The following is a 21,075-nucleotide window of genomic DNA, read 5'->3' on the forward strand; positions in this document are numbered from 1 at the left end:
CTGAACAATCCGCACCCGGCGAGGACCGACGGCGACGCACGATGGAGGGACAGGCACGACCATCGCTCCGGAGGCGCTCATGGTGGCCCCGAACCGTATCCGCGTGATCGTCTTCGACGTCAACGAAACCCTCAGTGATCTGGGACCCCTGGGTGACCGGTTCGAGGACATCGACGTGCCCTCGGACGCGCTGCCCACCTGGTTCACCGCGGTGCTGCGCGACGGTTTCGCCCTGACGGCCGCCGGGGGGTACGCGGACTTCGCAGAAGTGGCGGCCGAGAACGTGCGCGTGCTGCTCGCCCGGTTTCCCGGCTGGAGCGGCGACGCGGAGGAGGCCGCGCGCCATGTGGTCGAGGGATTCGCCGCGCTCTCGGTGCACCCGGACGTACCCGGCGGCGTACGGGCCCTACGGGCCGCCGGTTACCGGTTGCTGACCATGACCAACGGCTCCGCGGCGGCGACCCGGCGCCTGCTGGACGGCGCCGGCCTGCTGGAGCACTTCGAGGCCCTGCTGGACGTCTCGGGGCCCCGCTGCTGGAAGCCGGCACCGGCCGCCTACCGTTACGCCACCGATCAGGCGGGCGTGCGGCCCGAGGAGGCGCTGCTGGTCGCCGTACACCCCTGGGACGTCGACGGTGCGCGGCGCGCCGGTCTCGCGGGCGCCTGGCTTCGGCGGCACCGGTCCCACTACCCCGGTGTCATGCTGCGCCCGGACTGGGAAGCGCCGAGCTTGCCGGATCTCGCCCGTGACCTCGGCGTGGCAGCCCGCTGACGTACCGGCAAGGGTCCGCTCAGGAGCCTGCCCCGGCGACCTCCTCGACCACGTGACGGTCCAGTGCCGCCCGCACGAGGGCCGCGGCGAAGACGGCGTAGGCGGCCTGTGGCACCAGGCCGGCCAGATCCTGCGGCCGCGCCGGGAGTCCGAGCCGCTCGGCGCCCTTGAGCGCCTTGTCGTCGAAGAGCGGGCCGGTCTCCGGCCAGACCGCCTGCACCTCCCGCAGGAAGATCTCCACGCCGACCGGCCCCAGCCCGGGAACCTGGCGCAAGGCGCGACGGATCTCGTCCGGGTCGCCGTCCGCCTCGTCCCGCAGGCGCCGCAGATCGCCTCCGTAACGGTCGAGGAGCAGCTCCGCGCCGTCCCCGAGTTGCGTCGCCGTCCGCTCGTCGTAGCGCCGGTAGTGTCCCCTGCCGAGCGCGTCGACCCGCTGCTGCCAGGTGGCGTCGCGCATCTTGCGGGGGTCCCGCATTCCGGCGGCGAACAGCTCGTGCGCAGCGGCGATGGCCACGGACGCCTTGATCCGGGCGCTGAGCAGGCACGCCGCCACCAGTACCTGGTAGAGCGGTTGCGGGGTGTTCTTCAGCTTGATGCCGGCGTCCTCGGCGTAGGTGTGGCCTTCCTTCTCCAGCAGGGCCTTGACCGTCGCCTTGTCCTTGGCGGTGTCCCGCTGTCCGGTGGTCCCGGCCATCTCACATCACCTTCTCGGGAAACACGGGGGCCTGCGTCCACTCTGCTACCCGGCATGGAGCCGGTAGACGGCGAACGCGCGGTCGATCACGGGCTGCGCCACATTGCGGACGCGCACGCCTCCTGCCGTCATGCCCCGCTCGACGCCCCGGTGCGCCATCCTTCAGGTACGCGTTGACGTCGGCGCCGCTCACGTCCCGCCACATGGGACGCTCCCCGTGGGCCTTGCGGGCGTAACCGGGGTCAGCGGGCCGACTGTGGTAGAGGCGCAAGGAAACCGCCAGAGAACCGTCGTGTCGCGGACCGAGGCGAAACTCGCGTCAGCGTTCACTACGGCGCGAGCGCCGAGCCTCCTGGATCTCGGCTGCCCGGGCACCTCGTTCTCCAGTCCCGACCGGGCCGTTCTCCCCGGACGACCGGGTCATGAGTCGTCCTCGCGCTTCTCGGGTCGTTGCGTCTCCAGTCCCTCGATGGGGTTGCCGGCCAGGGTGCCGTGCGCGGCGGAATAGCCTTCCGCCCCGCCGGCGGATCCGCGTACCACCCGCTCGTGTGCCCGGTCCTCCTTGCCGCTTCCCGCCCCGGGCTCCTTGGCGGCGAATTCCGCCGTGTCCTTCTCCCGCTTCTTTCCCATGGTCGTCGAACTCCTCGCTTCGTCGTCGCCTCTTTCCGCGACGACCGGCAAGGGCGAACCTGCCCGAGGCCGAAATGACCAAACACCGCCGCGTCTCATCGCCGCCGCACCTTCCTCACCACATGCGGAACGAACGGGGACGAACGACCGATCGGCAGTGGCGCGTAGAGCGCCTCCCTGGGGACGGAGCCGCCCCCGTACAGGAGAGGAGTCGCGGCCCTGGTCCGCTGCGGCGGAGAGGTCGCGGCCGCGTAACGCATTTCGGGCGGCTTGTGTTCGGAAGGCTGTCCCATGTCTGGCCTCCGGGAGACGCGCCAACACGTGGAAAGAATAACAAGAAACAAAGGGCGCGCCGTTCGAGCACTACAAGGGCCGGCAGGCCGGACCCACGTCGGGATGTTTTTCCGGCTCTTTATGGGCAAGGCGTTGAGTGCCACTGGGGAGTGTCGCCGCCGGCCGCCGGGAAGGCAGAAAGGCGTCCGCCGGGAACGGTGGTCGGCGGCCGCCCGCAGGGCGCACATCATCCACGCACCCATTTCGTCGGCCGAAGTGGGCGGGCACGCGAAGCCACCAAGGGAGTGATCACAGATGCCCGCAGGGTCGAGTCGCAAGCGTGAGCGGCAGTACGAGCACATCAAGGAGAGCGCCAAGGACCGGGGCGAGAGCGAGAAGCGGGCGAAGGAGATCGCCGCCCGCACGGTCAACAAGGAACGCGCCCGGGCGGGCGAGTCCAAGACCGCCAGCCGCAGTTCCATCGAGGACATGTCCTCCGGCGAGCGCGGCGGACAGCGCTCCGGCAAGGGCTCCCAGGGACCCACCTACGACCAGCTCTACGCCGAGGCCAAGCGCCGCAACGTGGACGGCCGTTCCCACATGAACAAGGCGGAACTCCAACGCGCCCTCGGCCGCGACTGAACACCCCTCCAGGGAGGTGGTCCCCATGCCCCTACGCGAGGAGGTCGGCCGGGCCGCGGCCGAGACGGAGCAGGAGTACGCGGGCGACGCCGACCGGTCGCTCGGCGCGTTCAGCGCGCTGATGGGCGCCTACGGCGGCGCGCTGGGCGCGATCGCGGGGCTGGCCCGGCCCACCGGTCGGACGGTGCCCGAACCCACGCCATGGGACGTGGTCCTGTGCACGGGTGCCACGCACCGCCTGTCCCGGCTGATCACGAAGGATCCGGTCACCAGCCCGCTGCGCGCGCCGTTCAGCCGGTTCGAAGGCACTTCGGGCCCTTCCGAGCTGGACGAGGAGGTCCGCGGCCGCGGCGTCCGCAAGGCGGTGGGTGAACTCGTCACGTGCCCGTTCTGCACCGGCCTGTGGATCTCGACGGGCTTGTCGGCGGGACTGGTGTTCACCCTCCGCGCCACCCGCCTGGCGGCCGGCGCACCCGCCGCGCTCACGCTCTCCGACCTGCTGCACTTCGCCCGGGCAGGGGCCCAGCACGCCGCCGGGGAGTGACGCCGCGGTTTCCGCCGCCGCCCCTCTTCACTCGCGGAGGTACGACGTATGTGCACGCCACCCACGTCACCGTCGGATGCGCAGGCCGGACCCCTGGCATGCCGCGTGATCGTCTATCCACCGTCGGAGACCGGCGGCCGTCATGTGCGCGTCGACGGGGAGATCCTCGGCGTCGCTTACGACATGCGTGATTTCGTGGAGTTCCTCCGGCGGGCCGGGGTCGATCCGCTCAGAGTCTGCGTGACCGACACCGACTTCGTCGAGTGGCGCGGTGCCGGGCCGTCGGTGTGGCGCTGCGGTCACGAGGGGCCGCGCGGGCCCGTTGCCGGAGCAGGCTCAGGGCCGGAGGAGGACTTCCTCCCACCACCGCACGCCGACATGGTCGATGTGACCCTCGACGGCCCGCCCGAGCAGGTCTCGCGCATCCGGGCCTTGATCGAGAGCCGCGCGGCGATCGGCAGCAGCATGCTCCTGGAGTTGCCCGAAGGCAGGGTGCGCTGCCGGATCCACCTCATCGCCACGGATGACTGACGCGGTCCGGCGTGGCGCGGCTGCGCCGAACCGCCGGTCGGCCTTGCGCCCGTCCGACCGTCAGGCCGGAACGGTGGAGTCGTCGTGCGGGCGGGCGCCGGGATCAAGGCGGCGTCGAGCGCCGGGATCAGGGCGGCGTCGACGTCGCTGGTGCCGGTGGCCACGCACAGCGTGTCAGGGCAGCGGGGTGCCGCCGGTGGCGTTGACGACCTCAGCGGTGATGTAGCCGGCCCGCTGCGACGCGAGGAAGACGTATGCCGGGGCCATCTCGGCAGGCTGGGCGGGGCGGCCCATCGGGGACTGCTTGCCGAACTCGGTCGTGTCGGGGAGGGTCGCGGGGATGAGGGGCGTCCACACCGGGCCCGGGGCCACCGCGTTCACCCGGATGCCCTTGGAGGCGACCATCTGCGCCAGCCCCTGGGTGAAGTTGACGATGGCCGCCTTGGTCATCGCGTAGTCCAGCAGGTGCGGGCTGGGTTTGTAGGCCTGTACGGAACTGGTGTTGATGATGGAGCCACCGGCCGGAAGATGCTCGAGCGCCATCTTCGACAGCCAGAACATCGCGTACAGGTTGGTCTTGAGCACCCTGTCGAACTGCTCGGTCGTGATCGCGCCGATGCCGTCGGGCTGGGACATCTGGTAGGCGGCATTGTTGACCAGGATGTCGAGCCGCCCGAACTGGGCGAGCGCCAGGTCGATCACCTCACGGCACTGGTCCTCGTCGCGGACGTCACAGGAGAGGGCGACGCCCTTGCGTCCGGCGTCCACCACGAGCCCCACGGTGGTGTCGGCGTCCTCCCTCTCCTCCGGCAGATGGGTGATGAGAACGTCCGCGCCTTCGCGGGCGAAGGCGAGCGCGACAGCCCGGCCGATCCCGGAGTCGCCGCCCGTGATCACCGCGGCCTTGCCCTCCAGTTGGCCGCTGCCCTCGTACGAGTCCTCTCCGTGGTCGGGGGGCGGGTCCATCGGTCCGGTCCAGCCCGGGTGCGGCTGGTCCTGTGCGGGGAAGTCGGGTCGCGGGTGGCGGGTTACCGGGTCCTCGTTGTGGGAGGTCATGTGGGGTTCCTCCGTCATTCCTTATCCATCGCGACGCGGATGGTGTGCACCTGCTGGTCGGCCGCGTCGGGGACGACCATGCCGGCCTCGACCCCGGTACGCAGGTAGTCCAGCACCTCCCCATCAAGGCGTTCACCGGGGAGGGCGGCGGGGATGCCCGGCGGGTAGGGCGTGAGCATCTCGGCGGTGATCCTGCCCTTGGCCTCGGCGATCGGGACCTGCTCGGCCGGGCCGAAGAAGGCGTCCCGGGGCAGGACGACCTGCTCCAAGGTGAGCTCCCCCGGGCTCGGGATGTCCACCGAAGGCGTGGGGCGCAGGTCGTCCACGTGCTCGACGAGGTCGGCAAGCGCCGTCACCAGGACGGCGGCGGTGTCTTCGGTGTCGCCGTGGGTCAGCTGGGCGCTGATCCTGCGGTGGTCACTGACGTGCAGGTTCACACCGTGGTGGGCGCGCAGCCAGTCGGCGGCCCGGTACCCCGTCACCCGCAGCGCGGAGATGTCCACGATGACCTGCAGCGGGTCCAGATCGGCGGCCCGACCCGGGCCGCAGAAGTCCTCGCGGCCGTGCACATGGAAGCCGTCCAGCTGCTCGATCTGACCGCGCAGGGAGCCGGCCAGGGCCAGGGCCCTCTCGTACAGCGCGTGACCGTGCTCCACCATCTGGCGGCGCCAGCCGTCCAAAGCCGCGTACAGCAGCACGGACGGGCTGGTGGTCCCCAGCAGGTCCTCGCGGGCCTTCAGTACGGCGGGATCGACCAGGTCTCCCCGCAGATGGAACACCGAGGTCTGCTCCAGCGCCGAGCCCATCTTGTGCACGGAGGTGACGCACACGTCCGCTCCGGCGTCCATGGCCCAGGTCGGCAGTGAGGGGTGGAAGGGCAGATGCGCTCCCCATGCCTCGTCCACGATGAGCGGCTTGCCCTGCCGGTGGCACTCCTCGACGATCGCGGACAGGTCCGCGCAGCTCCCGTACGGGGTGGGGCTGGTGACCAGAACGCCCTTGGCATCGGGGTGGTCACTCAGGGCCGCGGCGACCGCCTGGGCGGAGGGCGGATGGGCCAAGTGGAGGTCGGGGTCCCATTGGGGGCGGACCCAGACCGGCTCCTGTCCCGAGAGGATCAGCCCGGAGATGACGGACTTGTGGGCGTCCCTGCCCACGACGAGCTTCTCGTGCGGCCCCGCGACCGAGAGCATCGCCGACTTCACCGACAGCGAGCTGCCACAGGTGGAGAAGAAGGTGTACTCGGCTCCCACGGCGTCCGCCATGAGTTCTTGCGCCTTTTCCAGGACGCCGTGCGAGGAGGTGCGGTCGTCCAGACCGCTGGTGGCCAGGATGTCGGAGTGGAACACCGCCTGTCCCAGCGCTTCCAGGACGCGGGGATCGGTACCCCGGCCTTGTTTGTGACCGGGTGGGGTGAACGGTGTCTGTCCGGTGGCGTGGTAGGCGGCGAGCGCCTCCAGGACCGGCGCGTGCGAATGGTCCATGAACTGCGGCTGCCCCTGCCCCGACCGGGGAAACGCCCGGCGGGGGCATTCGGGCTCAGCGACCGCGGTGCTTGGTCCTCGGCTCCTGCGGGTCGACCCCGCTGAACTCGGAGGTGTCCTTGGCGCCGCTGGGTCGTCCGGAGGCACCGCGTTTCCCGGTGTCCTGGATCTGCCGCTTGCCGGACTTTCCGGCCCGCTCCTCACCGCTGCGCGACACGTCGTTCGCCGGTGTGCCGGCCGTCGACGCCTCGATGTCCTCGGAGGACGGTTCGCTGTTCTTGCCGCCGGGCGCATAGGTGTCCGGGTGGAACGAACGGTGACCGCTGGGATTTTCCTGCTGCTTCGTGGCGTCGACGTCCGTGGCCCAACCGTGCTGGTCGTCGCCCTTGTGGCGGCTGGGACCCGCGCCGTGCGGAGGATGCTGCTTCTTCGTCATCGCGCTTCCCTCTCAAGAAGTACCTTCCGTGCATTTCCTGCCTTTGTGGACGCGTGCCCCCGCCCCGGCGGCTCATGCGTGGCGCGATGTCCGGCGCGGAGGCGGGTAGGCGACCGGCAGACATCCGGGAGGTCAGCGATGGACGAGCGCTTGGACCAGGTGTACGCCCGTGTCGCGGAGCAACTGGCCGCCCGTGCCGGGCCCCTGTGGGAGGTGGCGCTGACGCTCCACGGGGACCCGGAGCCGGCCTTCGAGGAAGTGCGCGCGACCCATCTGCTGGCCGGCCACCTGGAACGGGAGGGCTTCTCCGTACAGCGCGGGGTGGCGGGCCTGCCCACGGCCTTCGTCGCCGGCGCCGGTGACGGCGGCGGCCCGCGGGTGGCGCTGCTGCTGGAGTACGACGCCCTGCCGGGGCTCGGGCACGCCTGCGGCCACAATCTGATCGCCGCGGCCGGACTCGGCGCCGGCCTTGCCCTGCACGAGGCACTGCCGAGCCTGCCCGGGTCGCTGCTGGTGGTGGGCACCCCGGCCGAAGAGCGGGGCGGCGGCAAGGTCGTCCTGGCGGAGGCCGGCGCCTTCGACGGGGTGGACGCGGCCCTGATGTTCCACCCCGGCGTGCATAGCTGGTCGTGGGCACCGCTCACGGCCTCTGCCCAGGTCCGCGTCGCCTTCCACGACCGGGCCGCCCACCCCACCGGCAACCCGGCCGAAGGAATCGACGCACTTGCCGCGCTCATCCAGCTGTTCAACACGCTGCCGGTGCTCAGCCGGCGTCTCCCGCCGGGGTCGCACGTGCAGGGCATCATCACGGAGGGCGGCAAGGCCACCAACATCGTCCCCGAGTACGCGGAGGGGCTGTTCGGCCTGCGCGGGGCCACCACGGCCGCCCGTGACGAGCTGGCGGACAGTCTGGCCGAGTGCGCGCAAGGCGTGGCTCGCGCCACCGGCACCCGGGCGAAGACCTGCCCCGCCGACGCCGGCTACGACCACTTCCGCAACAGTGCCGTCCTGGCCGCGCGGTTCACCACCCATCTGGCCCGGGCAGGCCTCGCCGCGAGCGAGCCGGTGCCCGGCGTCTACCTGGGCTCCTCGGACATCGGCACGGTCAGCAACCGCCTGCCGACGATCCACCCGTTCGTGGCGATCACGGATGCCGACGGCTCCGACCACACGCCACGGTTCGCCGCGGCCGCCGCCGGCTCCCGGGCCCGCGAGGCCATGCTCGCCGCCGCCCACGCGCTGGCCTGCTCCGCCGCCGACGTCCTGGTCGATCCGGACGTCAGCGCGGCGGCCTGGGCCGAACACCACCACCACCCGGACGGCTGACAACAGGGCGCGTGCCCGGCCCGGGATCGGGAAGCCGCCCGGGAGAGGACCGTAGAGCGCACACCGGAGCGGAAGGAGCCACGAGATGGGACACGGCGGAAACGTCATCGCAGAACTCACGGCCGACCACCGGGAGGTGGAGGAGTACTTCGCCCGCCTGCGGGCACTGCCGGCGGGTGACAAGGAACGCCGTGACGTACTGGACGAGGTCACGATCGAGCTGGTGCGGCATTCGGTGGCCGAGGAGATGTACCTCTACCCGGCCGTCCGGGAGCACGTGTCCGGTGGGGACGCCCTCGCCGACAAGGAGATCCGGGAGCACGCCGAGGTAGAGCAGGTCCTGAAGGACCTGGAGGACGTCGACATCGACGACGCCCGCTTCGACCAGCTGGTGGGGAAGCTGATCACCGACGTCACCGAGCACATCCTGGATGAGGAACAGCGGCTGTTCCCCAGCCTGGCGCAGGAATGCTCGCCCGAGCAGCTCAACGAGCTCGGTGAGCAGGTCCGCAGGGCGAAGAAGGTCGCCCCGACCCGGCCGCACCCCAGTGCCCCGGACACCCCGCCCGCCAACAAGCTCCTGGCGCCGGGAACCGGACTGGTGGACCGGGCCCGCGACTTCGTCACCGGCCGCGGCAGGTCCTGACACGGCCGACCGCCCGGGCCACTCCGGCGGGCACCCGTCTGAGCGGCCCGGGCTCCGTCGCCGGCCGCCCTGCAGGCCGACGAAGTCCGCGCCGTGTCGCGTGGCGGCCGCACCCCCAGGACTGACGCTCCTGCCCAAAGCGCGCCCGCTACCTGCCGCGTACTCGGCAGCCCCGGCCGCGGCGCTCGGCGCCGGAGGCCGTCCTGTCGCGCGGGGAACAGATGCGGCGCTGACCATGGCCGCCCGCCCTACCCGGTGCCTGGCGACCCGCGCCGGGCTTCTGCTGCCGGGTCGGTCGACGGCCGCCTGCTTGCGTCTCCCAGGCAGGCGTCAAAGTTCGCGCAGGGCGGGCAGGAGGGTCTTCGCGGCCCAGTCCAGGAAGGCCGTTTGCGTGTCGCCGCCGACCTGGACGAGGGCGATCTCGCCGACCCCGCTTCCACGTACCGGCGGACCGCCTCCACGAAGGCCTCCGGGTCGTCACCGCAGGGTGATTGCGCGACGTCCTCCGGGCGAACGTGGGCGCTCGCCGAGGCCAGAGCGCAGGTCCCGGCCAATTCCGAGTGACCTTCCAGCCGCCGCCGAACCAGCGGAACTGCTCATGTGCCCGGCCCACGGCGGTCTCCCGCCCCGGACTCCGGGTCCCCCTCCCGGCGTCCGGGCTCGGCACCGGTCGTCTGCCCGTCTCAATCGGGCGGCTCCTGCGGTGGCATGTCGCGCGGCGCGTCGGGAATGTCGCTCTCCGGCCGCCCTCTTTCCGCGGCGTCCGGGTCGTGTCCGCGGGCCTGCCGCAGATCCTGCTGGTCCTTGGGGGGCGGGGCGGTGCGTCCCGTCTCCTCGAGTGGCTCCTTTGGCTCCTTGCCCTTCATGATCTTCTCCTCACGTGGGCGGCCCGGCGGGCGGACCGTCGGCGCCTTCGCCGTCCTCGTCCTGCCGGGCCCGCTCCCGCGGCTCCGACGGCGGTGCCGGCGCAAGGGGCGCTCCGGGCAGCAGATTCTCCGGTGAAGTGACGCCGGGCTCCTCGTCCCTGTTGCGGTCGGGCGCCCGGTCTTGATCTGGTGCCTTCATGGCTCTCGGCTGCCCGGCAGGAGTACGGGCACACCTGCGCGCGGCGTGGGAAGGCGCCGGCGAGGGTTCCCTCCACCGGGGCCGCCGCCGGCGCATCTCCGTCGCGGAAGGCGAACCGCACAGGGGCGCGCGCTCGCGCGTCCTGCACCTGGAGCCCGGCCTCCCGCCCGGAATCGATCCAGCCGCGCACCACCCGGCGGCCGAGATCGACTTCCCGCCCGGCGCGGTTCTGGCGCCGTTCACGGACGGCCCAGGTCGAATCCCGGGGTCTCGACCTGGACGACGCCGTCCGCCGCCCATCACCTGTCCCGGTCCTGCGGCGTCACGATGGAGGCCGTGGCCGACCGCCTCATCGGTCACCCATCGGCATGCGCCCCGCGCGACGACGACGTCGCACCGCTCCTGCCGCGGACCGGCGGCCCGCACTTGCGCCGGTAGGCGGATCGGCGGCCACAACCTCGGTGACCGGGCTCCGCTCGGTTCATCCACGCGATCGCCGCGCCCACCATCGGGGCAATCCGGTCCAGTGGCGCCGTCCCGCAATAGACCTTTGCAAAGGTGCCCGAACACCTTGAGGTACGGCACCGAGAGCGGGCGACGCAACCCAGGTGAAAGGGCGGCACCAGCTATGGCAGTACAGGTAGAGCCGACTCGGGGAGCGGAAGGGGAGCGGCTCAAGCCTGGGGCCGTCATCGTGGACTGGCTGACGACGACGGACCACAAGAAGATCGGGTCGCTCTATCTGGGCAGTGCCTTCGGGTTCTTCCTCGTCGGTGGGATCCTGGCGCTGGTGATGCGGGCGGAGCTTGCCCGGCCCGGCACCCAGATCCTGTCGAACGAGCAGTACAACCAGGCGTTCACCATGCACGGCACGATGATGCTGCTGATGTTCGCCACCCCGCTGTTCGCCGGGTTCGCCAACGCCATCATGCCGCTGCAGATCGGCTCCCCCGACGTGGCCTTCCCCCGGCTGAACATGCTGTCGTACTGGCTGTTCCTGTTCGGATCGCTCATCGCCGCGGCCGGCTTCTTCACCACCCAGGGCGCCGCGGACTTCGGCTGGACCGCCTACACCCCCTTGTCCGGCGGTGAACGCACCCCCTATGTCGGGGGCGACATGTGGATCCTGGGCCTGGCCATGTCGGGCTTCGGCACCATCCTCGGCTCGGTCAACTTCATCACCACGATCATCTGCATGCGCTGCCCGGGCATGACCATGTTCCGGATGCCGATCTTCACGTGGAACATCCTGCTGACCTCGGTGCTCGTGCTGTTCGCGTTCCCGGTGCTGGCTGCCGCGCTGCTCGTCCTGTTCGCGGACCGCAAGTTCGGCGCGCACGTCTACGACCCGCAAAACGGCGGGCCACTGCTGTGGCAGCACCTGTTCTGGTTCTTCGGGCACCCGGAGGTCTACATCATCGCGCTGCCGTTCTTCGGCATCGTCACCGAGGTGATCCCGGTCTTCGCCCGCAAGCCGGTCTTCGGCTACCTCAGCCTGATCGGCGCCACGATCTCCATCGCCGGCCTGTCGGCCACCGTGTGGGCGCACCACATGTTCGCCACCGGAGCGGTCCTGCTGCCGTTCTTCGCGTTCATGACCTACCTGATCGCCGTGCCGACCGGAGTGAAGTTCTTCAACTGGATCGGCACCATGTGGAAGGGCTCACTGAGCTTCGAGACCCCCATGCTGTGGTCGCTCGGATTCATGATCACCTTCCTGTTCGGCGGGCTGACCGGGGTCATCCTGGCCTCCCCACCGCTGGACTTCCACGTCACCGACTCCTATTTCGTGGTCGCCCACTTCCACTACGTCGTCTTCGGCACCGTGGTGTTCGCCATGTTCGCCGGCTTCCACTTCTGGTGGCCCAAGTTCACCGGGAAGATGCTCGACGAACGCCTCGGCAAGATCCATTTCTGGACGCTCTTCATCGGCTTCCACACCACCTTCCTCGTTCAGCACTGGCTAGGCGCCGAGGGCATGCCCCGCCGCTACGCCGACTACCTGGCCGCCGACGGCTTCACCACCCTGAACACCATCTCCTCCATCGGTGCCTTCCTGCTGGGCCTGTCGACCCTGCCGTTCATGTACAACGTGTGGAAGTCCGCCCGCTACGGCAGGCCGGTCGAGGTCGACGACCCCTGGGGCTACGGCCGATCCCTCGAATGGGCCACCTCCTGCCCACCCCCACGGCACAACTTCCTCACCCTGCCCAAGATCCGCTCCGAGTCCCCCGCCTTCGACCTCCACCACCCCGACATCGCGGCCCTCGACCAAGAACTCAACGTCGGCCGCCGCGACGTCATCGAACCCGGAAAGGGCGCCGCGAAACCGCTCGGCGAGGGTGACCAGACGTGAAACGGCGTCCTCCCCGGTCCGCCGCCGGCGCTCCGGCGATCGCCGACGGTATCGCCGCATGCGAAGACTTCCTCTCCTGGCACGCGGACATCAGCGACGCCGAAAACGCGGCCAGGGACTACGCCGACCGCATGCCCTGGCTGACCACCGGGCAGCGGCATGAGGTCGTGCGACTCTACGTCGCTGATCGCCTCGGCTTGATCCGTGCCATGCGGACACGCGTTGCCGAGCGCGAGAGCGCACTGCACTCCGAGTACGGCAGACGCTGTGAAGCTTTGCGGAACCGACTGCTGTGCACGGTCGTCGCCCTGGCTTTGGTGACCGCGGCCGCCTGTATCCCCGTGCCTCTCCTGGTGCTCTTCACCGGAGACTGACCCGCCGCGGGTCCGAGCCGGCCGGCCCTGGCAGCGGGGCCGGTCTCGAACCGCAGGCCGGCCTGCGAGATACTTCCCGCGTTCAGCCGCCACGCCGCTGGTCGTCGCTTTTCCTCCGCAACTGCTCAGCGTGCCGAGTGAGAGCGTCGACGCGTGCGGCGACCTCCGGATGCCCCGGCCGCAGGTGCACCTGGGTGGCTGCGAGGGGGGCCATCAGGCGCGCCGCGTCGTTGTGGGCGAGGGCCTCGTCGACGGCTGCGACGGCGGAGCGGGCGCCGGGAGGAAGGTCGGTGAGTCCGGTGACGTGAGCGGCCAGCCGGCGCAGATCTCCGGCGTTGTCGCGCGCCCAGGCAGTGACGGTGCGGTCGGCGGCACGGCGGTCGCGGGTCGCTTTCACACGATCCTCACCCGTACTGCCCGCGGCTCCCGGCTGCAGCCGAAGGTAGCGGCGTTCGGCGGCCTGACGACTGGCGACCCCGAGCGGACCGGCCAGGTCGGCCCAGCTGGCCCCGGCGGCTCGGGCGGTTTCGATCAGTCCCCTCTCCCAGCCGGCGAGCTGCCCGCGCACCTCCCGCAGGAGGATCAGCGACGCCAGCGCCTGTTCCGCGTCGCCGGCGGAAGCAGGTGCCGGTCTCGCGTCCGCCGCACGGGCCTCGCGCAGGGCTCGGTCAATGGCGTCGAGAGCAGCTGCCGCGGCCAGGAGCGGTACAGGTCCGCGGCCGACGGCGTCCCTCGGCGCGGGGGGCTCGGTAACGTCCATGACCCTCCTTTCCGTCATCCATTTGACGACTCAAGATTTGTCATCGCTTGGACGACATGCTACAACGGAACCAGGTGAAGCGCATTGGCAGTCACTGCCCGAACGCTTGGAGGTGTTTCACGATGTTGATGCGCACCGACCCGTTCCGTGAGCTGGACCGTCTGACCCAGCAGCTGCTCGGCACGTCCGGCACCTGGTCCAGGCCCCAGGCGATGCCGATGGACGCCTACCGCGAGGGTGACCACTACGTGATCGCACTCGACCTGCCCGGCATCACGCCCGACGCGATCGACATCGACGTCGAACGCAACATGCTCACGGTCAAGGCCGAACGCCGCCCGGTCGCCAAGTCCGACGACGTGCAGCTGGAGCTGTCCGAACGGCCGCTCGGTGTCTTCTCCCGGCAGCTCATGCTGGCGGACACCCTGGACACCGAGAACATCGAGGCCGACTACGACGCAGGTGTCCTGACCCTGCGCATTCCGATCGCCGAGCGGGCCAAGCCCCGCAAGATCGCGATCACGTCCACCGGCGACCGCAAGCAGATCAGCGGCTGAGCCCTGAGCCGGGCGACCCGCCCGGCACGACCCGGCGGCGGAGGACGGATGCCGTTCCCCTCCCTCCTCGGTTCCGTCCTCCGCATCAGCCAAGGGGGAACCATGGCTATGCGACCTGATGCGTTCCTGACACGGGTCCAAGAACGCGGCGAATACGCCACACGGGATGAGGCGGACCGCGCGGCCCGCGTCGTGCTCGGACTGCTCGGCGCGCACGTGGTCGGCGAAGAACGGTCCGAGCTCGCCGCCCTTCTGCCCGAGACCTACGCACTCATCCTGCTGAACCCGCTCCAAGCCGCCGAGCCGCTGGACGCGGAACGGTTCGTGCGGGCCACCGCGGCCTGGATCGAGGGCGCCACCGAAGCGACGGCGCGCTGGGACGTCGGCGCGGTCCTCAGCGTGGCTGCCGAAGAGGCCGGTCCGGACCTGTTGCGAAGGCTCCTGCTGCAGTTGCCGCCCGGCTACGACCTGTTGTTCGGCCACCTCGCGTCGGCCTGACCGCGCGACCCGGAGCGGGACACGCCCTCCCGCCCCCTACTACATGGAAGGAAAGGCACTCCCGATGCACGCCACGGCGATGACGTTCGACGCGATGGTCGAGCACGTCCGCTACGAAGGTGCGTACCCGACCCGCGACCGGGCCGAGCAGGCCGTCCGTGAGGTGCTGGCAGGCCTGGGACGGCAGTTGACCGGCGACGAACGCGTTGCCCTCGCTGCCCTGCTGCCCGTCGAGGCCGCTCTCGAGTTCACCGCCCAGATCCCCCGCCCGGAACCGCTCACCGGTTTCGGCTTCGTCAGCGACCTGGCCGCGCGCACCGGCGTAACACCGGCCACCGCACGCTGGGACGCCGGGACCGTCTTCGCTGTACTCGCGCGCCTGGCCGGGGAGGACCTCGTCAGCCGGATCCTCGCACAGTTGCCCAGCGGCTACGGCCTGCTTTTCGGCCGCGTCGAACTGGCGCCGACAGGCTAGTGGTGGCTGGGTGCGGAACCGCGCGCGGGACAGGCGCGGATTTGCCCGGCCAGGCCGGCCTGGGGCATCTCAGAGGCCGGACATGACCCGGGCCGCGGCCTTGTCGCTCGCGTGCCCTTCGAGGGCAGCCCACTCAGCGACGTCGAAGGGCCAGTGCTTGTCCGTGTAAGCGATGACGACATGGCGGCCGTCCTGCCGGACGGTGTGCCGCCGGTCTCCAGGCGCCGCGCCGGCAGCGACGACGGCGGCAGCCGATGAGGTGCTGCGGCACTTCAGACGGGTCTTGGGCATGGGGGTCAGCGCTCCTGCTTCGCTGGTCGATTGTCAAACGCTGCCTCTTCGGAGCCTAGCCGGAGTACCGCGCGGCCTCCTCCCGGACCGCGCTTTCGCCGCGAAATCTCCGTGACGGCCATCTCTGTCACAGCTCGTCCGTATCCGCGCGAACGTATGCACACCACTCGTGACACTGACGATCCGCCGCCGATGCGCTGATGAACGACATCTTGCCGAAGTGCGTTCAGCCGCCGGTTTCGTCACCGGTTACCGGCTTGAGCCCGCCGGCGGAACCCTTTTCGGTCCGGAGGCACGCCTCCGGGGGCTCAGGCGGCGCGGGGGTCGCGGTTACGAGGACAGGGCTACGATCATGGCGATCACCCCGGCGAGGAAGATCGCCACGACGAGGAAGATCAGTACCAGCGGTGCGAATCCCCACGCCTTGCGGAGTTCCGGACGCTCGGGAAGCGATATCCCTTCGGTGGTGCTGCTTTCCGCCGGGGGCGTCTCGGTGGGCGGCACCTTGTGCCCGGCGTGCTCGGCGCCGCTTTGAGGGGCGGAACGATCGCCTGCATGCGGCGTACTCATGGCGCACCTTCCAGTCGAACGCGGTCAGTGCATCTCCTGTGCGACTTCCCGGAAACCGGGCCGGGAAACGGAGCCGCGAGCCGGGGTCAGCCGAGTGCGTCGGCCACGACGCGCAGGTCCGCGACGAGCCCGGCGTACATCTCCTCGCGGTTCTCGCCGGCCCGCAGCACGGCCGAGGGGTGGACGGTGGCGAGGACGTGCGCCCCGTCGAGGGGCACGCCCGGGGTGAGGAGCCTGCCGCGCTGCCGGGTGACCCGGAACTCCGGTCCCATCACTGCCTTGGCCGCGGTCGCGCCGAGCACGACCACGATCTGCGGCGCGATCCGTTCCAGCTCGGCCTCCAGCCACGGCTTGCAGGCCGCGACCTCGCGCAATGTGGGCTGTTTGTGGATCCGCCGCTTGCCGCGCTCCGGGACCGTGAACTTGAAGTGCTTGACGGCGTTGGTCACGTAGGCGTCGGCCGGATCGAGCCCGGCCTCCTCCATCGCCCTGTCCAGGACCTTTCCCGCCGGGCCGACGAAGGGACGGCCCTGCCGGTCCTCCTGGTCCCCCGGCTGCTCGCCCACCAGCACGACGCTCGCGGAGGGCTCTCCCCGGCCGAAGACGGTCTGCGTGGCGTCCGCGTACAGCGGGCATCCCCGGCAACCGGCTGCCGCGCTGCTCAGCGCCGCGAGATCCGCACCTTCGGGGACGTAGGGCGAGGCGTCGTATTCCGCCATGGCGAGCGCCTACCCCCGCGAGGTGATACGAAGCTCCCGCCCCGGGTAGCCGAGCCTCATGACGATGCGACGGCACACCAGGACGGTTGTGGTGACCGGGGCAAGCGGGGGTGTCGGCAGGGCGGCGGCCCGCGCCTTCGCCGCCCGCGGGGACCGGGTCGCCCTGCTGGCCCGTGGGCGCACAGGACTGGCCGCGGCAGCCGACGACGTGGTGCGAGCAGGCGGTGCGGCACTGACCGTGCCGGTCGACGTGTCCGACGCCGACGCGGTGGAGGCGGCCGCGGCCCACGTCGAGGAGGCGTTCGGCCCCATCGACGTATGGGTCAACAACGCGTTCACGGGGGTCTTCGCACCCTTCACCGAGATCTCCGCCGACGAGTTCCGGCGGGTCACGGAGGTCACCTATCTGGGCTACGTGCACGGTACGCGGGCCGCGCTGCGCCGGATGCTCCCACGCGACCGCGGTGCGATCGTGCAGGTGGGCTCCACGCTGGCCTACCGCGGTATCCCGCTGCAGTCGGCGTACTGCGGCGCCAAGCACGCCATCCAGGGATGGAACGAGTCGCTGCGCTGCGAACTGCTGCACTCGGGCTCGCGAGTTCGTACGACGATGGTGCAACTGCCGGCACTCGACACCCCGCAGTTCGACTGGGTGCTGAGCCGCCTGCCCCACCGCGCCCAGCCCGTGCCGCCGATCTACCAGCCCGAGGTGGCGGCCCGGGCGATCGTGCACGCCGCGGACCACCCCGGCCGGCGCGAGTACTGGGTAGGGGCGAGCAGCGCGGCCACGCTGCTGGCCAACGCGGTGGCGCCGGGCCTTCTGGACCGTTACCTGGCACGCACCGGCTTCCGTTCGCAGCAGACCGCGGAGGACGCCGACCCCGCGGCGCCGGTGAACCTGTGGTCACCGGCTGACGGGTCCGACGGGCACGACTTCGGCGCGCATGGACGCTTCGGGCCGCAGGCGCACTCCAGGAGCGCGCAGTCCTGGGCTTCGCGTCACCACGCGGCCGTGGGGGCCGCGGCGGTGGCCGCTGCCGCGACCGCCGTCGCGGCCGCGCGCGGCCTCCGCCGCGTTTGACCAAGGGCGGCGCGCCGCCTACCAGTAGTGCCGGCGTCCGCCGACTCCACGCCCCACGGCGCCCAGCACCCAGAGCACGAGGCCGATGACGACGAGAATGATCCCGATGGTCCACAGGATCGAGATCCCGGCGAGGAAGCCGATGATCAGCAGGATGATGCCGAGGATGACCATGATGTCCTCCGCTGGTCGGCCCGCGTGCGGGCAGCTTGAGCAGGCGCGCCTTTTCGGCGAGCCGTCCCGCGTAGACCTTGTGGCGCCGCGCGGGTACGTCGAGCGCGGCCATCAGGTCGAGAAGGCTGTCCCGGTCCTCCTCGATCTCGTCGGCCACGCGCCGCAGTTCGTCGCCGTGCGGCGAGGAACGGTGGTGGTCCGCCAGGTGACGCGCGATCAGCAGCCGGGTCGTGGCTCCGGCCGGATGGTCGGCTCGGTGGATCTCCAGAGCTTCCCGGCTCATGACGGTTCCTCCTGGTGGCTCAGGTCTCGGCGAGCCGCACCTCGACCTGCCCGTCGGGGGCTACACGGCAGTCGAAGCGGGGTTGCGGCGCGGTCGCCGGCCCCTGGACGTTCGCGCCGTCCGTCAGGCGGAACTGGCTGCCGTGCCAGGGGCATTCGAGGCAGCCCTCGAGGACCTTGCCCTCGTGCAGGGGGCCGTTCATGTGGTTGCAGCGATCGGCCAGGGCGTAGAACCGCCCGTCGTCCTCCCGGACCACGACCACCGCCGCCTCGTCGGCCATCCGCCGTACGGGCTCCCCGAACGGGAAGTCCTCCGGCACCCCGATGCGGTGCCATCCCGGCTCCACCAGCACGGGCACCGCCTCGGCGTGGTTCACGCCGGCGCCCTGCCGGTAGGCGAGGTGGCCGCCCAGCACCCCGCCCACCGTGGCCAGGGTCATGCCACCGAACCCCAGAGCGCGGCCGAGTATCGGGCGGCCCTTGATCCGGTACACGAGGGAGGCGGCGTACGCGGTGACGGCCGCGAGATTGGCGGTCGCGTGAACCAGGCCCACACGGGCCTGCCGGGGGCGCTGCTCCGCCCAGTCCACCCATCCGGCGAGCGCCGCGGGCCCGGCGGAGGCCAGGCCCACCGCCACCAGGCGCCGGGCGGCGCGGCTCTCCCCGGGGAGCAGGTCGAGTATCCCGGCGCAAGTCCAGGCCCCGATCGGCAGTTGGACCAGGACCGGGTGCACGGGGTGCCCGAGCCACAGGCCGCGCAGTGCGTCACGCCCCCGGCCCAGAGGCACCGCGCGCACGGCTTTGCGGACGAGCCCGGCGGGCCCGTCGAGCCACTCCTGTTCTTCCAGGACGTCCATGGCGGCGGGGAGAGCGCCGTTCGGCGAGTCCTGCTGTTCGCTCTTAAGCCTCATAAGTCTCATGTGGAGCGGCTTTCCTTCACGCTCCAGGGCAAACCCGGCATCCGGCAACGCGGGCGTGGCCCGGTGTGTGCGCCAGCGCGGGCATATGCCCGTGGCGTCGCCCTCAAGGTGCCCGCGGGGCCGTACGCGACGAGGAACCGCCCGCTGTCAGGAGGCGCGGTCGGGCGTGCGCAGAGCGAGGAAGGCCACGTCGTCGTCGTTGTCCTGGGGCCTGACCCGGTCGAGCAGCGCGTCGCTGAAGGAGTCCAGGTGGCGCCGGGCCAGGGAGGCGGCGTGTTTGCGGAGCCGGTCCAGTCCCTCGTCGATGGGGTGCCGGGTGGATTCGACCAGTCCGTCCGTGTAGAGGACGAGGGTGGATCGCGGTGGCAGGGTCACGACCGCGTCCTCGCGCGGTGTGGCCGTACCCGTGCCGAGCAGGATGCCGTGCCCCTCGGTGAGGAAGCGGCTCTGGCCGTCGTGGTGCACCAGGAGCGGCGGCGGGTGACCGGCGTTGGTCCAGCGAACTCGCCACATTCCGTCCTCCGCGCTGGTGAGCCGCGCGAGCAGCATGGTCGCCATCGGGACCTCGGCGATGTGCATGACGGCTTGATCCAGCTGGGTGACGACGGCGCTGGGGGACTCCGGGTGCGACCAGGCGAAGGCGCGCAGCATGTTGCGCAGCTGCGCCATGCCACCGGCGGCGTCGAGGTCGTGTCCCACGACGTCGCCTATGGCGAGTGCGGTCACTCCGTCGCTGAGCGGGAACGCGTCGTACCAGTCACCGCCGACCTGTGAGGCCTGGGGGGCGGCCACGTACCGGGCCGTCATCTGCACGCCGGGGATCGTGGGCATCTGGGGCAGCAGGTGGCGTTGCATCGTCTCGGAGACCTTGCGCTGACGCTGGTAGAGGCGTGCGTTGTCCAGGGCGAGACCCGTCCGCCGGGTCAGGTCCTCCAGCAGCGGGAGGTCACAGGCGGTGAAGGCGTCCGGGCGTGTGGCACGGCCCAGCGTGAGCGCTCCCAGCACGTCCCGCAGGCCGCGGACCGGGGCGATGGCCGCGGAGTGCATGCCGGTCTCCTCGAAGAGCCGGTGCTGTTCGACGGCGATGCCGGAATCCGGTGGGTCGAGGTACGTGGAGGCACTGACGATCGCGGACGCGACGCCGCGCAATGCGCGGGACAACGGCATGGGGGATTCCTGCACCAGCGGCGGCATCGGACCCTGCAGGTCAGTGCGTTCCACCAGGACGCCGCCCTTGTGCTCCACGACCAGGGCGCGGCGTACTTCGTTGTTCTCGTTGAGCAGGTCGACGATCGCCCAGTCCGCGAGGAGCGGCACGGTGAGGGCGGCCAGGCGGTGCAACGCCTCGTCCACGTCCAGGGTCGAGGTGAGCTGTGTGGTGGTCTCCGCGAGAAGGGCGAGACGGTCGAGCTCCGTCAGCGGCGTGGAGCGCTCCTCGCCCTCCTGCCGACGCTCGGGGGCCTGCTGCCGCTGGTAGAGCATGACCAGGGCACCCGGCCTCCCGGAGCCGAGGGCGTAGGGCGTCAGGAACCAGGACAGACCCAGCAGGCTGCCGTCCCCGCGCGCGAACCACCCCAGGTCGCTGTGTCTGGTGCTCCCGGCCATGAGGGCGTCACGCATCTGGCAACGCGAGCGCGGCAACGTGCGGCCATGGCTGTCGCGGTGCAGCAGGTCGTGGGCATCCTGACCGAGGAGATCCGCGGCGGACCACTGCAGAAGGATCCGGGCCGCGCCGTTGGCCGCGGCGATCAGGCCCTCGTCGTCGACCACGAAGGCGGGCGCCCTCACGCCCTCCAGCAGATCGTCGGGCACGGCTCCGGCCTGTGCTCGCGGTCCCGCGAGCAGGGGCTGTCCCGCCTCCGGTACGACGGCGTCCATGGTCCCCCCTCCTCACATGCCCATCGGGTCTCTTGGCCTAC

25 protein-coding genes and 2 pseudogenes are annotated in these 21,075 nt (G+C 71.0%); 12 read left to right on the plus strand and 15 right to left on the minus strand.

Annotation, left to right across the window (positions count from 1 at the left end):
- Positions 1-79 precede the first annotated feature (79 nt).
- On the plus strand, positions 80-772 hold the full coding sequence (locus ACRWNP_RS21495; RefSeq protein WP_431963739.1) for a haloacid dehalogenase type II: 693 nt from the start codon (positions 80-82) through the stop codon (positions 770-772).
- Between the two features lie 19 nt (positions 773-791).
- Here the strand turns inward: ACRWNP_RS21495 and ACRWNP_RS21500 are convergent, their stop codons facing one another.
- From ACRWNP_RS21500 to ACRWNP_RS21510, 3 genes and pseudogenes are all read right to left on the minus strand, one after another.
- Entirely contained in the window at positions 792-1,466 is a 675-nt protein-coding gene (locus ACRWNP_RS21500) for an endonuclease (RefSeq protein ID WP_431963741.1), read from the minus strand.
- A 45-nt stretch (positions 1,467-1,511) separates the two neighbouring features.
- Positions 1,512-1,622: pseudogene (locus ACRWNP_RS21505) on the minus strand (metallophosphoesterase); the annotation flags it as partial.
- A 264-nt stretch (positions 1,623-1,886) separates the two neighbouring features.
- Positions 1,887-2,096 (minus strand): hypothetical protein, encoded by a 210-nt coding sequence (locus ACRWNP_RS21510; protein WP_431963743.1) that lies wholly within the window; start codon positions 2,094-2,096, stop codon positions 1,887-1,889.
- Positions 2,097-2,684: 588 nt separating this feature from the next.
- Here ACRWNP_RS21510 and ACRWNP_RS21515 point away from each other — a divergent pair.
- The 3 genes from ACRWNP_RS21515 (at position 2,685) to ACRWNP_RS21525 (ending at position 4,086) form a co-directional block, all read left to right on the plus strand.
- A complete protein-coding gene (locus tag ACRWNP_RS21515; protein WP_431963745.1) occupies positions 2,685-3,011 on the plus strand; it encodes a plasmid stabilization protein in 327 nt (108 codons plus the stop codon).
- A gap of 25 nt (positions 3,012-3,036) precedes the next feature.
- Positions 3,037-3,555 carry a DUF1360 domain-containing protein gene (locus ACRWNP_RS21520; RefSeq protein ID WP_431963747.1) on the plus strand — a complete coding sequence of 173 codons (519 nt, stop codon included), beginning with the start codon at positions 3,037-3,039 and terminating at the stop codon, positions 3,553-3,555.
- A gap of 105 nt (positions 3,556-3,660) precedes the next feature.
- Positions 3,661-4,086, plus strand: coding sequence for a hypothetical protein (locus ACRWNP_RS21525; RefSeq protein ID WP_431963748.1), 426 nt, complete (start codon positions 3,661-3,663; stop codon positions 4,084-4,086).
- Positions 4,087-4,260: 174 nt separating this feature from the next.
- On the opposite strand, the gene ACRWNP_RS21530 is transcribed toward ACRWNP_RS21525, so the two are convergent.
- Genes ACRWNP_RS21530 through ACRWNP_RS21540 form a run of 3 tightly spaced genes read right to left on the minus strand, consistent with a single transcriptional unit; the run spans position 4,261 to position 7,062 of the window.
- Positions 4,261-5,142, minus strand: a complete 882-nt coding sequence (locus tag ACRWNP_RS21530) for an SDR family oxidoreductase (protein WP_431963750.1) — start codon at positions 5,140-5,142, stop codon at positions 4,261-4,263.
- 14 nt (positions 5,143-5,156) lie between these two features.
- On the minus strand, positions 5,157-6,626 hold the full coding sequence (locus ACRWNP_RS21535; protein ID WP_431963752.1) for an aminotransferase class I/II-fold pyridoxal phosphate-dependent enzyme: 1,470 nt from the start codon (positions 6,624-6,626) through the stop codon (positions 5,157-5,159).
- A 55-nt stretch (positions 6,627-6,681) separates the two neighbouring features.
- Positions 6,682-7,062: a hypothetical protein gene (locus ACRWNP_RS21540; protein ID WP_431963754.1), complete on the minus strand. Its 381-nt coding sequence runs from the start codon at positions 7,060-7,062 to the stop codon at positions 6,682-6,684.
- Between the two features lie 138 nt (positions 7,063-7,200).
- Between ACRWNP_RS21540 and ACRWNP_RS21545 the strand changes: the two genes are divergently transcribed.
- Both ACRWNP_RS21545 and ACRWNP_RS21550 read left to right on the plus strand, forming a co-directional pair.
- Complete coding sequence (locus ACRWNP_RS21545; protein WP_431963756.1) at positions 7,201-8,388, plus strand: amidohydrolase; 1,188 nt, start codon at positions 7,201-7,203, stop codon at positions 8,386-8,388.
- Positions 8,389-8,473: 85 nt separating this feature from the next.
- Entirely contained in the window at positions 8,474-9,034 is a 561-nt protein-coding gene (locus tag ACRWNP_RS21550; RefSeq protein WP_431963758.1) for a hemerythrin domain-containing protein, read from the plus strand.
- 330 nt (positions 9,035-9,364) lie between these two features.
- Here the strand turns inward: ACRWNP_RS21550 and ACRWNP_RS21555 are convergent.
- Both ACRWNP_RS21555 and ACRWNP_RS21560 read right to left on the minus strand, forming a co-directional pair.
- A pseudogene (locus tag ACRWNP_RS21555) lies at positions 9,365-9,665 on the minus strand (LLM class F420-dependent oxidoreductase); the annotation flags it as partial.
- Between the two features lie 52 nt (positions 9,666-9,717).
- Positions 9,718-9,900 carry a hypothetical protein gene (locus ACRWNP_RS21560; RefSeq protein WP_431963760.1) on the minus strand — a complete coding sequence of 61 codons (183 nt, stop codon included), beginning with the start codon at positions 9,898-9,900 and terminating at the stop codon, positions 9,718-9,720.
- Between the two features lie 827 nt (positions 9,901-10,727).
- Between ACRWNP_RS21560 and ctaD the strand changes: the two genes are divergently transcribed.
- Complete coding sequence (ctaD, locus tag ACRWNP_RS21565; RefSeq protein WP_431963762.1) at positions 10,728-12,455, plus strand: aa3-type cytochrome oxidase subunit I; 1,728 nt, start codon at positions 10,728-10,730, stop codon at positions 12,453-12,455.
- On the plus strand, positions 12,452-12,829 hold the full coding sequence (locus ACRWNP_RS21570) for a hypothetical protein (protein WP_431963764.1): 378 nt from the start codon (positions 12,452-12,454) through the stop codon (positions 12,827-12,829). Before ctaD ends, ACRWNP_RS21570 begins: the two co-directional genes overlap by 4 nt.
- 82 nt (positions 12,830-12,911) lie before the next feature.
- On the opposite strand, the gene ACRWNP_RS21575 is transcribed toward ACRWNP_RS21570, so the two are convergent.
- Positions 12,912-13,589, minus strand: coding sequence for an HSP18 transcriptional regulator (locus ACRWNP_RS21575; protein WP_431963766.1), 678 nt, complete (start codon positions 13,587-13,589; stop codon positions 12,912-12,914).
- Between the two features lie 122 nt (positions 13,590-13,711).
- Between ACRWNP_RS21575 and ACRWNP_RS21580 the strand changes: the two genes are divergently transcribed.
- The 3 genes from ACRWNP_RS21580 to ACRWNP_RS21590 all read left to right on the plus strand — a co-directional run bounded on the left by ACRWNP_RS21580 (position 13,712) and on the right by ACRWNP_RS21590 (position 15,119).
- Positions 13,712-14,146 carry an Hsp20/alpha crystallin family protein gene (locus ACRWNP_RS21580; RefSeq protein ID WP_431963768.1) on the plus strand — a complete coding sequence of 145 codons (435 nt, stop codon included), beginning with the start codon at positions 13,712-13,714 and terminating at the stop codon, positions 14,144-14,146.
- A gap of 102 nt (positions 14,147-14,248) precedes the next feature.
- The gene (locus ACRWNP_RS21585; RefSeq protein ID WP_431963770.1) at positions 14,249-14,644 is read left to right on the plus strand and encodes a DUF2267 domain-containing protein; all 396 of its coding nucleotides are present in this window, start codon (positions 14,249-14,251) and stop codon (positions 14,642-14,644) included.
- A gap of 64 nt (positions 14,645-14,708) precedes the next feature.
- Positions 14,709-15,119 carry a DUF2267 domain-containing protein gene (locus ACRWNP_RS21590; protein ID WP_431963772.1) on the plus strand — a complete coding sequence of 137 codons (411 nt, stop codon included), beginning with the start codon at positions 14,709-14,711 and terminating at the stop codon, positions 15,117-15,119.
- 69 nt (positions 15,120-15,188) lie between these two features.
- Here the strand turns inward: ACRWNP_RS21590 and ACRWNP_RS21595 are convergent, their stop codons facing one another.
- The 3 genes from ACRWNP_RS21595 to ACRWNP_RS21605 all read right to left on the minus strand — a co-directional run bounded on the left by ACRWNP_RS21595 (position 15,189) and on the right by ACRWNP_RS21605 (position 16,699).
- The gene (locus tag ACRWNP_RS21595; protein ID WP_431963774.1) at positions 15,189-15,410 is read right to left on the minus strand and encodes a hypothetical protein; all 222 of its coding nucleotides are present in this window, start codon (positions 15,408-15,410) and stop codon (positions 15,189-15,191) included.
- A gap of 330 nt (positions 15,411-15,740) precedes the next feature.
- Entirely contained in the window at positions 15,741-15,980 is a 240-nt protein-coding gene (locus tag ACRWNP_RS21600) for a DUF6480 family protein (protein WP_431963776.1), read from the minus strand.
- Between the two features lie 86 nt (positions 15,981-16,066).
- Positions 16,067-16,699, minus strand: a complete 633-nt coding sequence (locus tag ACRWNP_RS21605; RefSeq protein ID WP_431963778.1) for a UdgX family uracil-DNA binding protein — start codon at positions 16,697-16,699, stop codon at positions 16,067-16,069.
- A 64-nt stretch (positions 16,700-16,763) separates the two neighbouring features.
- Between ACRWNP_RS21605 and ACRWNP_RS21610 the strand changes: the two genes are divergently transcribed.
- Positions 16,764-17,780, plus strand: coding sequence for an SDR family oxidoreductase (locus ACRWNP_RS21610; RefSeq protein WP_431963780.1), 1,017 nt, complete (start codon positions 16,764-16,766; stop codon positions 17,778-17,780).
- Positions 17,781-17,798: 18 nt separating this feature from the next.
- Here ACRWNP_RS21610 and ACRWNP_RS21615 read toward each other — a convergent pair whose 3' ends face one another.
- The 3 genes from ACRWNP_RS21615 to ACRWNP_RS21625 all read right to left on the minus strand — a co-directional run bounded on the left by ACRWNP_RS21615 (position 17,799) and on the right by ACRWNP_RS21625 (position 21,034).
- Positions 17,799-17,954: a DUF6131 family protein gene (locus tag ACRWNP_RS21615; protein WP_431963782.1), complete on the minus strand. Its 156-nt coding sequence runs from the start codon at positions 17,952-17,954 to the stop codon at positions 17,799-17,801.
- Between the two features lie 302 nt (positions 17,955-18,256).
- Positions 18,257-19,093, minus strand: a complete 837-nt coding sequence (locus ACRWNP_RS21620; RefSeq protein WP_431963834.1) for a Rieske 2Fe-2S domain-containing protein — start codon at positions 19,091-19,093, stop codon at positions 18,257-18,259.
- A gap of 210 nt (positions 19,094-19,303) precedes the next feature.
- Positions 19,304-21,034, minus strand: coding sequence for a SpoIIE family protein phosphatase (locus tag ACRWNP_RS21625; RefSeq protein WP_431963784.1), 1,731 nt, complete (start codon positions 21,032-21,034; stop codon positions 19,304-19,306).
- Positions 21,035-21,075 lie beyond the last annotated feature (41 nt).

It is taken from the genome of Actinacidiphila sp. bgisy160, from assembly GCF_965342435.1.
Lineage (GTDB): Bacteria > Actinomycetota > Actinomycetes > Streptomycetales > Streptomycetaceae > Actinacidiphila.

Bases quoted from the DNA above. Each gene is read 5' to 3' on its own strand.
- ACRWNP_RS21495 (WP_431963739.1), top strand. From the start codon at position 80: ATGGTGGCCCCGAACCGTATCCGCGTGATCGTCTTCGACGTCAACGAA.
- ACRWNP_RS21500 (WP_431963741.1), bottom strand. From the start codon at position 1,466: ATGGCCGGGACCACCGGACAGCGGGACACCGCCAAGGACAAGGCGACG.
- ACRWNP_RS21510 (WP_431963743.1), bottom strand. From the start codon at position 2,096: ATGGGAAAGAAGCGGGAGAAGGACACGGCGGAATTCGCCGCCAAGGAG.
- ACRWNP_RS21515 (WP_431963745.1), top strand. From the start codon at position 2,685: ATGCCCGCAGGGTCGAGTCGCAAGCGTGAGCGGCAGTACGAGCACATC.
- ACRWNP_RS21520 (WP_431963747.1), top strand. From the start codon at position 3,037: ATGCCCCTACGCGAGGAGGTCGGCCGGGCCGCGGCCGAGACGGAGCAG.
- ACRWNP_RS21530 (WP_431963750.1), bottom strand. From the start codon at position 5,142: ATGACCTCCCACAACGAGGACCCGGTAACCCGCCACCCGCGACCCGAC.
- ACRWNP_RS21535 (WP_431963752.1), bottom strand. From the start codon at position 6,626: ATGGACCATTCGCACGCGCCGGTCCTGGAGGCGCTCGCCGCCTACCAC.
- ACRWNP_RS21540 (WP_431963754.1), bottom strand. From the start codon at position 7,062: ATGACGAAGAAGCAGCATCCTCCGCACGGCGCGGGTCCCAGCCGCCAC.
- ACRWNP_RS21545 (WP_431963756.1), top strand. From the start codon at position 7,201: ATGGACGAGCGCTTGGACCAGGTGTACGCCCGTGTCGCGGAGCAACTG.
- ACRWNP_RS21550 (WP_431963758.1), top strand. From the start codon at position 8,474: ATGGGACACGGCGGAAACGTCATCGCAGAACTCACGGCCGACCACCGG.
- ACRWNP_RS21560 (WP_431963760.1), bottom strand. From the start codon at position 9,900: ATGAAGGGCAAGGAGCCAAAGGAGCCACTCGAGGAGACGGGACGCACC.
- ctaD (WP_431963762.1), top strand. From the start codon at position 10,728: ATGGCAGTACAGGTAGAGCCGACTCGGGGAGCGGAAGGGGAGCGGCTC.
- ACRWNP_RS21575 (WP_431963766.1), bottom strand. From the start codon at position 13,589: ATGGACGTTACCGAGCCCCCCGCGCCGAGGGACGCCGTCGGCCGCGGA.
- ACRWNP_RS21580 (WP_431963768.1), top strand. From the start codon at position 13,712: ATGTTGATGCGCACCGACCCGTTCCGTGAGCTGGACCGTCTGACCCAG.
- ACRWNP_RS21585 (WP_431963770.1), top strand. From the start codon at position 14,249: ATGGCTATGCGACCTGATGCGTTCCTGACACGGGTCCAAGAACGCGGC.
- ACRWNP_RS21590 (WP_431963772.1), top strand. From the start codon at position 14,709: ATGCACGCCACGGCGATGACGTTCGACGCGATGGTCGAGCACGTCCGC.
- ACRWNP_RS21595 (WP_431963774.1), bottom strand. From the start codon at position 15,410: ATGCCCAAGACCCGTCTGAAGTGCCGCAGCACCTCATCGGCTGCCGCC.
- ACRWNP_RS21600 (WP_431963776.1), bottom strand. From the start codon at position 15,980: ATGAGTACGCCGCATGCAGGCGATCGTTCCGCCCCTCAAAGCGGCGCC.
- ACRWNP_RS21605 (WP_431963778.1), bottom strand. From the start codon at position 16,699: ATGGCGGAATACGACGCCTCGCCCTACGTCCCCGAAGGTGCGGATCTC.
- ACRWNP_RS21610 (WP_431963780.1), top strand. From the start codon at position 16,764: ATGCGACGGCACACCAGGACGGTTGTGGTGACCGGGGCAAGCGGGGGT.
- ACRWNP_RS21615 (WP_431963782.1), bottom strand. From the start codon at position 17,954: ATGGTCATCCTCGGCATCATCCTGCTGATCATCGGCTTCCTCGCCGGG.
- ACRWNP_RS21620 (WP_431963834.1), bottom strand. From the start codon at position 19,093: ATGGACGTCCTGGAAGAACAGGAGTGGCTCGACGGGCCCGCCGGGCTC.
- ACRWNP_RS21625 (WP_431963784.1), bottom strand. From the start codon at position 21,034: ATGGACGCCGTCGTACCGGAGGCGGGACAGCCCCTGCTCGCGGGACCG.